This is a genomic window from Streptomyces celluloflavus (genome assembly GCA_000720995.1).
GTDB classification, from domain to species: Bacteria; Actinomycetota; Actinomycetes; order Streptomycetales; family Streptomycetaceae; genus Streptomyces; species Streptomyces celluloflavus.
On sequence record JOEL01000005.1, the window covers coordinates 1 to 16,627 of the forward strand.

Below are 16,627 nucleotides of genomic sequence, written 5' to 3' on the forward strand. Positions count from 1 at the left end.
GTGGTGATCGTCAGCCCCTGGCCGGCCAGCGCCGCGGCGAGCGCGCGGGCGTTGGCGGTGACCTGGTGGGCTCTCGTGGGGTGGGGGTGGTGTCGAGGGGGTGTTCGGGCCGGGTGTTCGGGTGCGGGGTGTGCTGGGGGTGCAGGCCGGGGGCTGGGTCTGTCGGCTGGTGGGGGTCGATCTGTCCGGTCTCCAGGAGTTGTTCCAGGTAGGCGGTGATCTGTTGCTCGGTCGGTGTGTGCGGTGCTTTCCCTGGGGGTGGGCGCCGTCGGCCGGCTGGGGGGAGGCCGGCCGGTGTGGTGTGCTGTGGCGTGGTGCTGCGGGGTGGTGGGGGTACCGGGTTCGGGGTGGCCGGTGGTGTGTGCGCGGGAGGCTGGTTGGTGCTCCGGGGCCGGTGGGGCTGGTGGGGGTCGGTGGGGGCTTTGCGGGCGCGGGGCGTCGGGTACGCGGTCGGCTGCGGGATGCCGCCACCTTCGCCGCTGCCGTCGTCGCTGGTGGTGCGGCCACGGCCACGGCCACGGTTGTCACCGGTGGTGCCGCCTTTGCGGCCACGGTCACGTTTACGGTCGTCATCGCTGGCGTTGTCGCCTTGAGGGGCGCTGTCGTTGTCGATGGCGTTGATGCCCTCGCGGCCCTGGCCCTGGCCCTGGCCCTGGCCACGGCCGCTGCCGCCGTTGTTGCGGTCGCTGCCGCCCTTGCTGCTGTTACTGCTCCTGCTGCTGTTGGTGCCGGTGCTGCCACCGTTACCGCTGCTGCCCCCACGGCCGTTGTCGCCGGTGCTGTCGCTGCTGTTGTCGCGGGTGGTGTCGTGGCGGATGTCGTGGGCGGTGGTGTCGGTGGTGTGGGCGGTGGTGTTGGTGGGGGTGTGTTCGTGTGGGTGGCGGGGGTGGGGGATTGGGGTGTTGTCGGGGTCGGTGTGCGGGGTGTCGGGATGGGGGTGTGGGTCGAGGCGGCCGAGGAGTTCCAGTGCGCCGTCGTCGCGTAGGCGTACCAGGTCGCCTGTGCGGCATATCGGCAGGTCCGGGGGGAAGGCGGTGGCCTGGGAGCAGCCGGTGGTCGGGTGCGGGTGGCCTGGGTGGCCGGCGGCGATTGCTGGGCCGGCGAGGTGTAGTTCGCCGGCGACTCCGGCCGGTACGGGGCGTTGCATGTGGTCCAGGACGCGGGCGGTCTGGTTCGCCAGTGGTTTTCCGATGGGGAGGGGGCCGGTGCGGGGGGTGTTTGCCGCGGTGATGCGGTGGTGGGTGGAGACGGCTGTGGCTTCGGCCAGCCCGTACAGGTGGTGGAGGGTGGGCCGGGTGTCGCCGTGGTGCTCGATCCAGTGGTGTACGGCTGCCGGGTCGAGGTGGCCGCCGCCGAGGAAGATGTGCCTGAGGTCGGGCAGGGGCGGTGCCGTCGCGTCCTGGGGGAGATCTTGTGCCAGTTGGGCGAAGGTTGCCGGGGTCAGGGACAGTACGGTGACGTGCCTGGCGGCGGTGAAGCGGCGCAGGGCGTGCGCGGTGCGTGCCGCCTGGGGCGGTACGACGGTCAGTGAGGCGCCGTTGGACAGGGCGTTCCAGATTTCCCACACGCCCGCCCCGAATGCGGGGGAGGGGGTGAGGGCCCAGGTCTCCTGCGGGCCGAAGCCGAACTCGCGGCGGGCCGCGGCGACCATGCTCTGCACGTTGGCATGGGTGAGGACCACGGCCTTGGCGGGGCCGGTGGAGCCCGACGCGTACAGGACGCAGGCCGCATCCGCCGCATCCGCCGCATCCGTCGTAACCGTGGTGTCTGCCGGATCCGCTGTAACCGTGGCGTTTGCTGCATCTGCTGTAACCATGGTGTTGGCCGGATCCGCTGTACGCGTGGTGTCCGTCGTGTCCGTGGTGCCCGCCGTACCTGCGACGCCCTCAGTACCCCCGGCGCCTGCCGCACCCGCACTGCCCGCCGAACCCTCCGTACCTGCCGTACCTGTGGCACCCGCGGTACCCGCCATACCCGCCGTACCTGGTGTACCTGTGGCGCCCGCTGTATCCGCCGCATCCACCGGTCCCGCGGCGCCCGCTGTACTTTTCGTCCCCGTGGCGTCTGTCGCACTCTCGGTTCCCCCGGCGCTTGCCGTATTCGTGGTTCCTGCGATGCGCGTGGCATGTTCGGTACCGGCAGTGCGCTCCGTATCCGCTGTCCCTGCGATGCTCGTGGCGCGCTTCGAACCTGCAGTGCTTCTGGTGCCTGCTGAACGCTCCGCGTCTGCCGTATCTGTGTAGTCCGCCGCGTCCTGCGTGCTTTCGGAGCTCGCGGCATGCTCGGTACCCGCAGCGCTCTTCGTATCCGCCGTCCTCGTGACGCGCTCCGAACCTGCAGTACTCCTGGCACCAGCCGAACCTCCCGCGCCTTCCGTACCTGCGATGCGCGCGGCATGCTCGGTACCCGCAATGCGCTCCGTATCCGCCGTCCCCGTGACCCCCGCGGCGCCCGCCGGACCCGGCTTACCCCTGGCGTCCGCCGCACCCGCGGCACCTGTTGCACCTTCCGTATCCCCGGCGCCCGCTGCATCCTCAGTGCCTTCGGAGCTCGCGGCACGCTCGGTACCCGCAGTGCCCTCCGTATCCGCCGTCCCCGCGACGTCCGCGACGTCCGCGGCGCCCTCCGAACCCGCCGCGCCCGCCGCGCCCGCAGCGCCGCCCACACCCCCGGCGCCCTCCGTCCCCGTAGCCCTCTCCGCCCCCACCGGCACAGGCACTGCCCCCGCCCCCACCGTCCCCACCGGCAGGTCCCCTGCCCCCACCCCCGGCAGGGACGCGGAAGCCAATACGTCAGCCGCCGCCGGCCGATTCGGCAACGGCGCCCCGCTCTCCTCCAGGTGCGGTAAGGGCGCGCCGGTGTGATCGAGGAGCAGTAAGGCCGGGGCCCAGGTAGGGGGGAGGTGGGGGCGGGTGTGGGGGGTGGTGACGATGGTGGTGGCCTGGGAGTGGGTCAGGAGGGTGGTGAGGTGGGCCGGGGGGTGGCCGGGGTCCAGGGGGATGTAGGCCGCGCCGGTTTTGAGGATGCCGATCAGGGCGGCGATGCGGTGGGCCGAGGGGGGCAGGAGGAGGGCGACGCGGCTGCCCGGTCCCACGCCCCGCTCGTGCAGTGCGGTGGCGGTGCGGGTGGCCAGTTCGTCGAGCTGGGCGTAGGTCAGGCGGGTGTGTTCGTCGGTGACCGCGGTGGCCTGGGGGGTGCGGGCCACCCAGCGTGCGAAGCCGGCGGTGAGGGGCTGCGCCGCGCCGCGGATCACGGGGGGCGGCACGGGCACCGCCGGGCCTGCGCTCAACGGGAGGTGGTCCAGGGGGAGTTCGGGGTGGGTGGTGAGGTGTGCCCACACTTCGCGCAGCTGGTGGGCGATGCGGGTGGCCGCGGCGGGGGAGACCGTGGTGCGGTCGTGGACGATGCGCAGCGCCGGGGCCTCGCCGGGCATGATCAGCACGGTCAGGGGGTGGCGGGGGTGGGTGTCGCAGGCCGCCGCGGTCTGCCGCAGCCCGGCCTCCACCAGGTCGGTCGGCGGCAGCGGGGCGCCGGGGAAGCAGACACTGCTCTCCAGCAGCGGTCCGGGGCCCGCGGCCCGGTGCACCCGCGCCCACGGCACACCGGGGTGTTCGGCGGCGGCCGCCACACGGGCCTGGACCTCGCACAGCCAGGACACCGCGGTGCGCGCCCCCTCCACTCGCCCGCGGACCGGCAGGGTCAGGGTCATCGGCCCCAGCACCGCCCGCGCACCGGGCAGCTGCGCGGGGCGGTGCGCGAGCGTCGCACCGCACAGGACATCCGCACGTCCGTGGTAGCGGCTCAGCAGCACCAGCCAGGCGCCCAGGACGAGCGTCTCGCGGGTGAGGCGGTGGGCGCGCAGCACCCGCGCCGCCCGCCCGCCGGGCCGCTCCAGCGGGCAGGCCACCACACCGTGGCCGCCCCCGTGGCCGGGCGGCGCCGGAGCACCGCCCCACGACAGCGGCGCGGGCGCGGTGAAACCGCCGAGCTCACCGGCCCAGAAAGCGGCGTCCTTGCGGGGGCTGTGCGCCGCCCACCAGGTGAGGTAGTCGCGGTAGGGGGGCGCCGGCGCCAGGCGCGGGGTGCGGCCGCACAGCAGCGCCCGGTAGGACTCGGCGAACTCCCCCAGCGCCACCGCGCACGACCAGCCGTCCGCGACCAGGTGCGAGAGCCGCCAGGCGAACGTCCACTGCCGCGCACCGCGCCGGATGAGCGTGGCACGCATCAACGGCGCCCGGCCCAGCGGGAATCCCTCAGGCCGCTCCCGGTCCAGCCGCTCTCGCAGCCGCGCGTCCTGCACCGTCTCACCGGTCGCCCGCCAGTCCAGGACCTCCAGCGGAAACCGGGCGCCGCGGTGGACCACCTGCCGCGCCCGGCCGTCCGCCCCCCGCGCAAAGGCGGTGCGCAGGGCCGGATGCCGGTCCGCGACGTACTGCCACGCCTGGGCGAACACATGCGGGTTGAGGGCGCCGGTGAAGGAGACCAGCACCTGCTCGGCCCCCACACCGGCCTGCGGCCGCCGCCCGTGCGCCGCCAGCAACGCCTGCTGGACGGGCGTGAGCGGATAACTGTCCTCGATGATCTCGGCCACGCCTGCTGCCGCCCCTTCCTGGCGTTCCTGCCCGGAGCGCGGAGATGCCCCGCCGCACAGGCCGACGACACCCGCCCCGCCGACGGCACCGGACCCGCCCCACCCCGCGCCGGGCCGGGTCGTGTCGTGCCGGTCCGGGCCGGGCTGTGCCGGGCCAACGGCGGGGCCCCGCCCACCGCTGTGCGGCCGGGCGGCTGTGCGGCCGGGCCGCCCGGTGCCCCGGCCGCCGCCAGGCCTTCGGGCCGGTCCGCGCATTCGTGACGGTGGCGCCCGGCTCATCCCGGCCTTCCGCCGAAGTTCGATCAGGCAACCACCGCAAGGTGCCGCCGACCGTACCTATGCGGGATTAGGAGGACTCAATACGGTGCCCCCGAAGAATCGACCGAAGCAACACTTCCAGGCCCCGGCCGAGCAGCGCATGCGGCGTGTTTCCCACCGGCCGCTTGTCTATGTGAAGCCTTCAGCTGCGCAGGTTTGGCGTGCTAGCGTCTGCGCGGTACGTGTACACCGTTCACCCATGCCTAGGGGTCGAATTGGATCTCAAGCACGTGACTCCCGCGCAGGAGCCGACCGACCCCCTAGTCGCGCACGGCACGCCGCCCGGCGCCGCACCGCTCGAAAAGACCGGGAACCCGCAGAAGCCCGGCGGCCGCGAAATCACCCGCCGGATACCGCAGCAGCGCACACCACCGATGGCGTGCCCCGCCACGACGGCACCCATCCTGCACGCAGGCGCGCCCGGCCAGGGGCGCGGACCGGTGACAACGCCTTGTCACCCAGTACCGGAACAGGGGGATACGAGAACGGTGCCCAAGGAACTGTACGGCCGCAGCGAAGAATCCCGCATCATTACCGAATTACTCGACTCCGCAACAGCCGGAGCAGGCGCCCCCGCGCTGGTGGAAGGCATTATCGGAACAGGCAAAACCTCCCTTCTGCGCTGGGCGGAAGAAGCCGCCAGACAACGCGGAATGCAGGTCCTGACCGCCACCGCGACCTCCACCGAACAGCACTTCCCGATGGGCGTCGTCCACCAGCTCCTCGACTGCCTCGACACCGCCGGACACCAACCCGGTCCAGCGCTCAAAGAGTTACCCGGGCAGGCTGGCCGGGAACACCCCGACTACCTGCAACTCACCGAATTGTTCAAGACCCTGAGCCGGGCAGCACAAAAAACCCCGCTCCTGCTGACCGTCGACTGCATTCAATGCGCGGACCCGCAGTCCCTGCTGTGGCTGGGATTCCTCAGCCGGCGCCTGGACAGCCTCCCCGTGGTCCTGCTCGCCAGCAAACGATGCGGCGAGATGGCCAGCGACCAGCACCTGCTCGTGGAGTTCATGGAAGGCATACGCCCCGACCGCCACCTGCGCATCGACGACCTGTGCCCCAGCGCCGCCCTCGACCTGGCCGCAGCCCTCGCCAGCCAGGACCCCGGCGCCCTGGACCTCCTCATCACCACCAGCGGCGGCAACCCCTACCTGCTGACCGAACAGATCCGCACCGTCCCCGCCCCCCACACCTCGGCCGCCGGCCCCACCGACCACGCCGAACACCCCCCGGCGGAACTGCCCATCCGGCTGCGCGCCGTCAAGGACCGCGTCCTGTGCTTCCTGGGCCGCCTGGACCGCCACGGCCCGCGCGCCGCCCGCGTCGCCCGCGCCGCCAGCGTCGTGGGCAGCGCCGTCAGCGCCGAACTCATCGCCGAACTCTGCTCCCTGCCCGTCGAAGAAGTCTCCGAATCCCTCGACCGGCTCAGCGAATCCGGCATCCTGCGCGGCACCGACCTCACCTTCCGCCACCCCGTCCTGGCCCGCCTGCTCTACCTGGACATCCCCCACGCCCAACGCGCCGAACTGCACCGCCTCACCGCCCGCGCCCTCCACCGCCGCGGCACCTCCCCCCAGGACATCACCCCCCACCTCCTGCACGCCGCACACCTGGACGAACCCTGGATGCCGCGCCTCCTCCTGGACGCCGCCGCCGCCCTCGTCCCCCACCAGGCACCCGCGGCCATGGAACTCCTCGACAAAGCCGCCGCACACGGCCTCCCCGCCCATCTCGCCCCCCGCACCGAAAAACTCCGCATCCAAGCCCTCATGGGCCTGGACCTGCCCGCCTCCGTAGCCGCCCAGTCCGCACGCGTCGAGAGCGCCACGCACCCCGGCGAACGCGCCACCGAAGCACTGCGCCTGGCCGATATCCTCCTGCGCCTGGACGAAGCCCGCCAAGCCCGCCAAGTCCTCGAACACGCCTACGACCAGATCCGATGTAGCGACGCGGCCACCGCCGCACGGCTACGCCGCCAGCTCACCCACATCCGCCTGCACGAAGGCACCTGCACCCTCTTCACACCCCGGCCCGACACCCAGAGCTCACCCGGCCACCCGGCACCGACCGGTGAGGAACGCCTCGAAGCCGCCCTCCTGCTGCGCACCGCCCAAGGCGACAGCGCCCCCGCCGTCACCCGCATCGCCCACACCCTCCTGGCCACCCCCCGCGCCCCCTACGGCTCACCCTCCTGGTACCACGCCCTCCTGGCACTGCTGTGGTCCGGCGGCTTCGACGACGCCCACCGCCACATCGACGCCGAGGTCCAGATCGCCCGCGCCCACGCCGTCCCCACCCGCCTCGCCGACGCCCTGGCCACCCGGAGCCTGATCCAGCTCCACCGCGGCCTGCTCGACGACGCCCGCGACGACGCCCGCCAGGCCCTGGCCCTCCTCCAGCGCATCCACGCCGACCGCCACCACACCGGCGCCCTCGCCCGCAGCGTCCTGATCGAAGTAGCCCTGGAGAAAAACCAGATCGCCGGCCTCGCCGACCTCCTCGCCACCGCCCTGCCCTTCCCCGCCACCACACCCACCTGGTGGCAACTGCACCTCATGCACAGCGCGGCACGCGCCCTGGGACGACTCGGCGAAACCCAGCGGGCCCTTGGCCTGATGGCCCACTGCGAGAAGGAACTGCGCCGCCGCAAGGTCACCAACCCGGCGATCCTCCCCTGGCGCTCGACCACCGCCATGCTGCACGCCGGCGTCGGCAACCTCCCCGACGCCCGCCGCCTCGCCCGCGAGGAAGCCGAACTCGCCCAGCGCTGGGCCGCCCCCTTCGCCCGGGGCCGCGCCCTGCTCGCACTGGCCTCGATCACCTCCCACAGCGACGCCCTGCGGCTCTCCACCAAAGCCGCCGAACTCCTCGACGCCCAGCAAGAACCCCTGCTCTACGCCCACTGCCTGCACATCGCCGGCCAGGCCCACCAGCAGGGCGGCAACACCATCCGAGCCCGCGAACTCCTGCACCGCGCCACCGAAGTGGGCGTCTCCCTGGGAGCCGACGGACTCGTCGAAGTCGTCCAGCGCGCACTGCGCAGCGCCGGCGGCCGCCCCGACCCCCGCAAGGACTCCACCGAAGCACTGCTGACCCCCACCGAGCGCCAGGTCGCCGAACTCGCCTCCCGCGGCATGAGCAACCGCAGCATCGCCCGGCTGCTCCAAGTCAGCCTGCGCAACGTCGAATCACACCTGACCCACTCCTACCGCAAACTGCGGATCAGCGGCCGCCACGGACTCACCAAATACTTCCCGGCCCAGGACAACACCCCCGCCCCCCTCATCCTGCACGGACACCAGGCCGTCTCCTACCTGCGCCAGCCCCAGAGCGCCTGACCACCCACACACCCACACCCACACCCGCACGCCACGGCAGCCGAACACCGCGACAGCGACGACCCGCCACCGGCAGACCCGAAGGAGAAAGACGGGAGGCGAAAGGCAGAAGGGTAAAGGTACGAAGGAGAGAGACGCGAAAGCGTAAGAGCAGCCGGCCGCACTACGTAAGCCGGCGAATCACCGAAGGCCGGAGGCGGGCAGTCACCCCGGATTTCCGTACGGGGGAGTACGTATCACCGCCGGGCCGTGCGGACCGGAACCTGTCCTCTGTCACCGGTGCGCCGTACCGCCCGCCGGAAAGAAGCGCGCTCCGTACGTACATCCCGGGGAAAGCGGCTCCATCGGCGCGCCCCGGAGAGTTACGCGATGTTCCCTCCCCGCGGGATACGGAGCCGCAGTCGCGGAAACACGAAAAGACGCGAACACAGCAACACAGCCACACAACAAAACGGGAATGGGGGAGCGCAGGAACGCGAGCAGACGGCGATACGGATAAACGGCAACACCGGGGAAGGGCGGCGGCTTTGCCGCCCTCCGCAGACGCCCGTTCGCACCGCCCGCCGAACACCGCCCAGCCCCAGACCAGCACAGAAACCCGGAACAGAATCCCGGAACAGAGACCGGAACAGGAAAGAGCCCGGAACCGAAATCAGGAACGAATTCAGGACCGGAATCAGGACCGGTACCGGGACCGGAATCGAAATCAGGACCAGGACCGGCGACCGGTGCGTTGCGCGCCGGCCGCCCTCGTCATGCCGTGGAGGTACGCGTGTCGTTGCTCGCCATCAGCGATCTGCATGTCCGGCACAGTGAGAACCGCGAGGTCGTCGAGGGACTGCGGCCCGCTTCCGACGACGACTGGCTGCTGATCGCCGGAGACGTCGGTGAACTGTCGTCCGACATCGAATGGGCGCTGAGGGCGCTGCGCGACCGGTTCGCGACCGTCGTGTGGACCCCCGGCAACCACGATCTGTGGACCCTGCCCGAGGACCCCGTCCAAGACCGCGGGGCGCTGCGCTACGCCTATCTGGTCAGCCTCTGCCGGAAGTTGGGTGTGATCACGCCCGAGGATCCGTATCCGATCTGGCACGGCCCCGACGGTCCGGTCGCCGTCGCGCCGCTGTTCGTGCTCTACGACTACACCTTCCGCCCGGAGGGGACCTTCACCGAGGAAGGGGCTCTGGCCGCGGCCCGCCGCGAAGGGGTGGTGTGCACCGACGAGTTCCTGCTGCACCCCGACCCCTACGCCAGCCGCGCCGACTGGTGCCGGGCGCGCCTGAAGTGCACCGAGGCACGGCTGGCCGCTCTCCCCGCCGACCTGCCCACCGTCCTGGTCAGCCACTATCCCCTGGTGCGCGAACCCACACGGGTCCTGCGCCACCCCGAATTCGCCCTGTGGTGCGGTACCGACGCCACCGCCGACTGGCACCGCCGCTTCCGGGCGCAGGCCGTGGTCTATGGGCATCTGCACATCCCGCGCGCCACCTGGCACGACGGGGTGCCGTTTCGGGAGGTGTCCCTGGGCTACCCGCGGGAATGGCGCCCCCGGCCGGGGCAGCAGGACGCCCTGACCATGGTGTGGCCGGACGACCGCGGCCCGGCGGCGCACACGCCCCGCCCCGTCTCCTCCCGCACCGCCTAGCCGCACCGGCCCCGCCACGACACTGCCCACCCCGCCCGGCCGCGCACCGGCCGTCCGCGGTGTGCACCCGCCGTCCGCAGTGTGCGGCGCCGGCCACCGGCCGGCCGCCGTCGGCGTGGCCGGGGGCGGGCCGGGGAGGGCCGGGGCCCGCGTTGCCCACGGCGCCCGGGATCAGGGCCGTGGGCGGGGCGGGACGGGGCCGGTCAGGTGCGCTGCGCGGACAGCAGTTCCCCCACCGTCTTGGCGACCTGCGCCGGGGAGGGCAGCGCCGGGTGGTTGTTGTAGGTGCGCGAGAGAATGTCGTAGCTGTCGTGCCAGACGGGTTCGGCGACATGCTGCCCGTCCGCGCGGATCTGGTCGATATTCCGCTGGACCGCGGGCTTGTTCCACATGTGGGCGCCCATGACCGGGAAGTAGACGACCGGGGAATCGGTGGAAAGTATCACCGTCGCAAGGCGGTTGGGCGCAGCGCCCGTAGCCGCGATGGCGAGCGTGTGCGCGGTGGCGGGGAGTACCACGAGAATGTCGTGGTCCGCCGCGAGACGGGAAGGTTTGTCGGTCGCCCAGTCGGCCGGGGATTCTCCGCTCACCACGCGTTCGGCGGAAAGGCCCACGGTGTGCGGCGGAATGAAGGTGGTCGCGGTGTCCGTCATTAACACCGTATACGTGCCGCCGAGTTGTTCACGCATCGCCGTGAGATACGCGGGCAGCGACGCCACGGCAACCGAACCGGTGGCGCCGACAAGTATGCGCTTGTCGGACACGGGCGGGGGAGTCTTCTCTACCATATGGCAATCATGCACACAGACTTCACCCGGTTCAATACCGGCAGCGTTCCCCTGGCCGCGCCCAACTGTTAGTGCACAGCCGGGAGTTCACGGTGTGCGCTGGTCATCGCCCTGATTCCGGAAAATACCGGGACAGCCCCGCGGCCCCCCCTTTTTTCCTCCCGGCGGCACCCGGCCCGCACCCCTGCCCACCACCGCATATGACGGCCCGTCAGCCGCCTTGTCTCGTCGCCGGTCCCGCCGCCCGCACGGTGCGGTGACAGCGCCCCGCCGCGGTGCGGGAATCCTTCGGTCAGCCCTACGGTGGCACCGTATTGAGGCGGTGGACATGCCCTCATATCTTCCCTTCGGAGGAAGCGAGGAAGCCGGCCCGCCGGCCGGGAGCCGCGGGCAGCCAGGCCCCGCGTGACGGTGAACGCCGGCCGCTGCGCCCCGGGGAGGGCTGCGCGGTGGCGCCGGCGCCCGGTCCCCGTCTCCGTGCGCCGAGCCCGCCGACCTACCAGGAAACGGAGTGGAGTGCTGTGGCGACAGCAGCCGAGCACCGCCCGCCCGCCGGGCGCGATCACCGGCCCCTAGAAGGCCGCGCACCCGCCGTCCCCACGCCACCCACCCCCCGGGCGGCCACCACGGCCCCCGCCCCGCCCCCGGCCCACCACACGGGCACCCGCGGGGGTATCCGTACGGGCATCGGTGGGGGTATCCGCAGGGACCTTGCGCCGCACCCCTGATGCCCCGGGCCGCCGCCCTCCCGCGGCGCCCGGCACGGCGGGCGAACCCCACCGTCCGCCGGCCACCGCGCCATTGTTCGCCCGCGCCACCGTCTGCCCACAGCGCCGACCAAGGCCCACCCTGCCGGGTGCGGCGTCCACGACGTCCGCGGCGATGACCGCAACGGCACGCCACGCCACGCACTGAAGAGAGGCACGGAAGCTTGATGGAAGATCTTCTTACCGAGTTGCGGAATCGTCGTGTCAATCTTCGCCTCGACGGCGAGCACCTCGATGTCCAGGCACCCGACGGCGCCCTCACACCGGAGCTGACCGCGGCCGTCACCGAGCACCACGACCAGCTGGTCGCTCTCCTCAAGGGCCGCCCGCACCCGCGCGATCTGCCGCCGCTGACCCCGCAGCCCGAACTGCGCCACGAGCCGTTCGCGCTCACCGACATCCAGCGCGCCTATCTGATCGGCCGTCACAAGGGCCTCGAACTGGGCGGCGTCTCCAGCCACTACTACCTGGAGTTCGACAGCCCGCACCTGGACATCGACCGGCTGACCGCGGCCCTCCAAAAGGTCGTCGACCGGCACGACATGCTCCGCGCGGTCATCGACTCCGACGGCAGCCAGCGCGTCCTGGACGACGTCCCGCCCTGCCGCATCGCGACCACCGACCTGCGCGGCAAGAGCGCCGACGAGCAGACGGCGGCCCTTGAGGAGATCCGCCGCGAACTCGCCGACCAGGTCCTGCCCACCGACCGCTGGCCCCTGTTCGACATCCGCGCCACCTTGCTGGACGAGGACCGCGTCCGCCTGCACCTGAGCCTGGACCTGCTCTTCGTCGACGTCCCCAGCCTCTTCCTCCTGCTCCACCAGTGGCGCCGCCACTACGACGACCCCGCCTGGTCGCCCGCCCCCCTGGACCTGTCCTTCCGCGACTACGTACTGGCCGAACAGGCCCTGGAGGACGACCCGGCGGCCACCAAGGCCGCCGACTACTGGCTCGCCCGAGTCGAGGACCTCCCGCCCGCCCCCGACCTCCCGCTCGCCACCGCCCCCGAACGGCTGGGCCGCCCCGACTTCACCCGCCACAGCAGGGTCCTGCCCCCGGCGCGCTGGGCCGCACTGCGCGCCGCGGCCGACCGGCGGGGCCTGCGGCCCTCGGCGCTGCTGCTCGCCGCGTACTGCGAGGTGCTGCGCACCTGGTCCAAGCGCCAGGACTTCACCGTGACGCTCACCCTCCTCAACCGGCTGCCGCTGCATCCCCAGGCCGGCCAGATCATGGGCGACTTCCTCGCCCCCAGCCTCTTCGCCGCCACCGGCCGCGCTGACGAAACGTTCGCTCAGCGCGCCGCCGGCGTCCAGCACCAGCTCCTGAGCGACCTGGCCCACTCGGCGTTCAGCGGCATCCGCGTACTGCGCGAACTCACCCGCCGCCAGGGCGACGGCCGCGCGGTGGCGATGCCCGTGGTCTTCTCCAGCACCCTCGAAGCCGACGCCAAAGACGCCAACGGCGACGCTCTGGGCGCCTTCGGCGACCTGGTGCACAGCGCCAGCCAGACCCCCCAGGTGTGGCTGGAGAACCAGATCTTCGAGGACAACGGCAAGCTCATCATCCACTGGAACGCGGTGGCCGGACTCTTCCCCGACGGCACGCTGGAGGCGATGTTCGACGCCTACCAGGTACTGCTGGACCAGCTGGCCGACGACGACACCGTCTGGGACCGCAGCCGCCAGATCGTGCCCCTCCCGGCCGCCCAGGCCGAGGAGCGCCGGCGCGCCAACGCGACCGCCACCGACCTTCCCCCGGCCCGTCTGCACGAACTCGTCGCCGCGGCCGCCGCCCGCCGCCCCGACGCGGTGGCCGTCATCGCGGACGGCACCGAGACCACCTACCGCCAGATCAGCGAGGAAGCCCACCGCCTGGCCCGCCGCCTGCGCGCGGCCTGCGGCGCCGAGCCCAACACCCTCATCGCGGTCTGCCTGCGGCCCGGCGCCGAACAGATCGCCGCCCTGCTGAGCGTCCTGCACGCGGGCGCCGCCTACGTCTCCATCGACCCGGACCTGCCCGAAGCACGACGCCACACCCTCCTGGAGCGCTGCCGGGCCCAGGCCGTGGTCACCGACCGGGAACTGCACGAAGCCCTCACCTGGCCGCCCGGCATCGCCGTCGTCACCGCCGAGCAGGACGCCACCCGCCGGTGCAGCCCCGACCCGCTGGAGAGCCGCCAGGGCCTCGACGACCTCGCCTACGTCATCTTCACCTCGGGCTCCACCGGCGAGCCCAAGGGCGTGATGATCTCCCACCGCAGCGCCGCCAACACCGTCCAGGACATCAACCGCCGCTTCGACGTCGACGACACGGACCGAGTCCTGGCCCTGGCCCCGGCCAACTTCGACCTGTCCGTCTACGACATCTTCGGCGTCCTGGGCGCCGGCGGCACCGTCGTGGTCCCCTCCGCCAAACAGTCCAACGACGTCGCCCACTGGACCGACCTCGTCGAACGCCACCACGTCACCATCTGGAACAGCGTCCCCGCACCCATGCGGATGTGGATCGAATCCCTCGACGAAACCCGCACACCGCACCCCGCAGGACCCCGCCTGGCCCTGCTCAGCGGCGACTGGATCCCCACCGACCTGCCCGGCCAGATCCGCGCCCACTTCCCCGACATGAAGGTCACCAGCCTCGGCGGCGCCACCGAAGGCTCCATCTGGTCGGTGTGCTACCCCATCGACACCGTCCCCGAGCACTGGTCGAGCATCCCCTACGGCAAGGCCCTGGCCAACCAGACCCTCCACGTCTACAACTCCTGGCTGGAGCCCTGCCCCATCGGCGTCACCGGCGAAATCCACATCGGCGGCACCGGCGTCGCCCAGGGCTACTGGGGCGACGAGGCCCGCACCGCGGAACGCTTCATCACCCACCCCGACACCCACGAACGCCTCTACAAGACCGGCGACCTGGGACGCTACCTGCCCGGCGGCGACATCGAAATCCTCGGCCGCGAGGACTTCCAGGTGAAGATCAACGGCTACCGCGTCGAACTCGGCGAGATCGAAGCCGCCCTCATCCGCCAGCCCGGCATCCGCCAGGCCATGGTGACCGCACCCGTCCACCCCCGCACCGGCCAGCGCCAGCTCGCCGCCTACTGCGTCACCGACCAGCCCCCCACCCCCGCCACCGACCCCGCCGCCCTGCGCGAAGCCCTCACCGGCCTGCTCCCCAGCTACATGGTGCCCAGCCACTACGTCCCCCTGACGCAGCTGCCCCTGACACCCAACGGGAAGATCGACCACAAGGCCCTGCCCACCCCCTGGAACGACAGCGCCGAAACCGACCACCGCACAGCACCCCGCAACGAGATCGAGGAGAAACTCCTCGCCCTGTGGTCCGAACGCCTGGGCCACACCGACTTCGGCATCGACGACGGCTTCTTCGACGTCGGCGGCGACTCCCTGCACGCCGTCGGCATCATCGGCCACCTGCGCACCGAATTCGGCATCAGCCCCGAAGCCGAACAAGAAGTCCTCGAAGGGCTCTTCACCAACGCGACCATCGCGACCTTCGCCGAGATCATCGCGTCGATCCAGGAGGCGCAGGCATGAGCGAGACCGCCACCGTATGGGACCACGTCATCGTCGGAGCCGGATCCGCCGGAGCGGTCACCGCCGCCCGCCTCGCCGCCACCGGAGCACACGTCCTGCTCCTGGAAGCCGGCAGCGACCAGCCCACCGACCCCGGCGCCAACCCACTGCGCGACGCGAGCAAACTCATCCTGGAGGGCTACAACTGGGACTACCGCGCCAACCTGCGCACCAGCACCCGCCTCGCGGACCTCCTGCGCACCGGCGCCCCCGACAACAGCCCCGAAACCGAAGCCCGGCGCACCCGCGCCCTGTGGTCCCGCTTCCCCTACCAGCTCGGCAAGGTCGTCGGCGGCTCCTCCGCCGTCAACGGCGCCCTCGCCATGCGCGGCCTGCCCCGCGACTTCGACGACTGGGTGGCACACGGCAACCCCGACTGGTCCTGGGAACAGGTCCTGCCCTTCTACAAAGCCATCGAGAACGACCCCGACTTCCCCGGCAGCCTCCACGGCGACAGCGGCCCCCTGCCCATCCGCCGCCCTGCGCCCGAGCAACTGCACGCACTGGACGCCGCGTTCTGGGCCGAATGCACCCGCCTGGGCGTCACCGACCTGCCCGACCTCAACAGCGGCCACCAAGACGGCGTCGGCACCGTCCCCTCCAACGCCCTGCACGGTGAGCGCGTGGACGCCGCCACCGTCTACCTCACCGGCCCCCGCACCCTGCCCAACCTGCAAATCCGCACCCACACCCGCGTCACCCGCGTCCTGTTCGAAGGCCACCGCGCCGTCGGCGTCGAACTCCTCGAAGACGGCCGCCCCACCACCGTCGCCGCCCGCAACGTCACCCTCAGCGCCGGCGCCATCGGCACCCCCGCCATCCTCCAGCGCTCCGGCGTCGCCAGCGCCGCCCTCTCCACCACGCTGGGCATCACCCCCGTGGCCGACCTGCCCGGCGTCGGCGAAAACCTCGCCGACCACCCCTCCGTCGTCATCTGGTCCCAGCCCAAACCCGGCGTCTGCACCCCCGGCCTGCCCTGGCGCCAGGTCGCCGCCCGCATGTCCAGCGGCTTCGACGACGACACCGACATCCAGATGGGCCTGCTCAACAACGTCGACAGCCAGACCATCCCCGGCTTCATCGACCGCCTGGGCTGGCCCATGGTCGTCGGCATCTCCGTCATGCTGCTGCGCCCCGCCTCCCACGGCCGCGTCTTCCTCGAAGACGCCGGCCCCCACAGCCGGCCCGTCATCGAACTCGGCCTGGGCACCGCCACCGACGACATCGAACGCCTCGCCCACGGCGTCCGCAAAGCCTGGCGCGTCCTGCGCTCCGACGGCATGGGAAGCCGCCTGGACCAGACCCAGTTCTGGACCGACGCCATGGTCGCCAACGACAAAATCCTGCGCAGCGGCGTCCGCAACATCATGAACCCCGGCTGGCACGCCGTCGGCTCCGCCCGCATGGGCCCGGCCACCGACCCCATGGCCGTCGTCGACCAGAACTGCCACGTCCACCACACCGAAAACCTCCGCGTCGTCGACGCCTCCGTCTTCCCCACCATCCCCAGCGCACCCACCAACCTGACCACCCTCATGCTGGCCGAACGCATCGCCAGCAGCACCAAGGAGTAAC

6 protein-coding genes are annotated in these 16,627 nt (G+C 72.0%); 4 read left to right on the forward strand and 2 right to left on the reverse strand.

Features of this window, described 5'->3' with window-relative positions; all coding sequences use genetic code 11:
- Window positions 1–10: 10 nt before the first annotated feature.
- Window positions 11–4,591: an AMP-binding protein gene (locus IH09_RS06755; RefSeq protein ID WP_052855131.1), complete on the reverse strand. Its 4,581-nt coding sequence runs from the start codon at window positions 4,589–4,591 to the stop codon at window positions 11–13.
- Window positions 4,592–5,397: 806 nt separating this feature from the next.
- On the opposite strand from IH09_RS06755, the gene IH09_RS06760 reads away from it, so the two are divergent.
- Window positions 5,398–8,256, forward strand: a complete 2,859-nt coding sequence (locus IH09_RS06760) for a BREX system ATP-binding domain-containing protein (RefSeq protein ID WP_052855134.1) — start codon at window positions 5,398–5,400, stop codon at window positions 8,254–8,256.
- Window positions 8,257–9,028: 772 nt separating this feature from the next.
- Complete coding sequence (locus tag IH09_RS06765; protein ID WP_110952110.1) at window positions 9,029–9,901, forward strand: metallophosphoesterase; 873 nt, start codon at window positions 9,029–9,031, stop codon at window positions 9,899–9,901.
- 203 nt (window positions 9,902–10,104) lie between these two features.
- Here IH09_RS06765 and IH09_RS06770 read toward each other — a convergent pair whose 3' ends face one another.
- Window positions 10,105–10,689: a flavoprotein gene (locus tag IH09_RS06770; protein WP_052855136.1), complete on the reverse strand. Its 585-nt coding sequence runs from the start codon at window positions 10,687–10,689 to the stop codon at window positions 10,105–10,107.
- Between the two features lie 934 nt (window positions 10,690–11,623).
- On the opposite strand from IH09_RS06770, the gene IH09_RS06775 reads away from it, so the two are divergent.
- Together IH09_RS06775 and IH09_RS06780 are read left to right on the forward strand one after the other, a co-directional pair.
- Window positions 11,624–15,013 (forward strand): non-ribosomal peptide synthetase, encoded by a 3,390-nt coding sequence (locus IH09_RS06775; protein WP_110952111.1) that lies wholly within the window; start codon window positions 11,624–11,626, stop codon window positions 15,011–15,013.
- Entirely contained in the window at window positions 15,010–16,626 is a 1,617-nt protein-coding gene (locus IH09_RS06780; RefSeq protein ID WP_052855141.1) for a GMC family oxidoreductase, read from the forward strand. The genes IH09_RS06775 and IH09_RS06780 overlap by 4 nt, the downstream gene beginning before the upstream one ends.
- Window position 16,627 lies beyond the last annotated feature (1 nt).

What these genes read in the sequence shown, in the direction of transcription:
- IH09_RS06770 (WP_052855136.1), bottom strand. Translation starts at nt 10,689, where the DNA reads ATGGTAGAGAAGACTCCCCCGCCCGTGTCCGACAAGCGCATACTTGTC.
- IH09_RS06775 (WP_110952111.1), top strand. Translation starts at nt 11,624, where the DNA reads ATGGAAGATCTTCTTACCGAGTTGCGGAATCGTCGTGTCAATCTTCGC.
- IH09_RS06780 (WP_052855141.1), top strand. Translation starts at nt 15,010, where the DNA reads ATGAGCGAGACCGCCACCGTATGGGACCACGTCATCGTCGGAGCCGGA.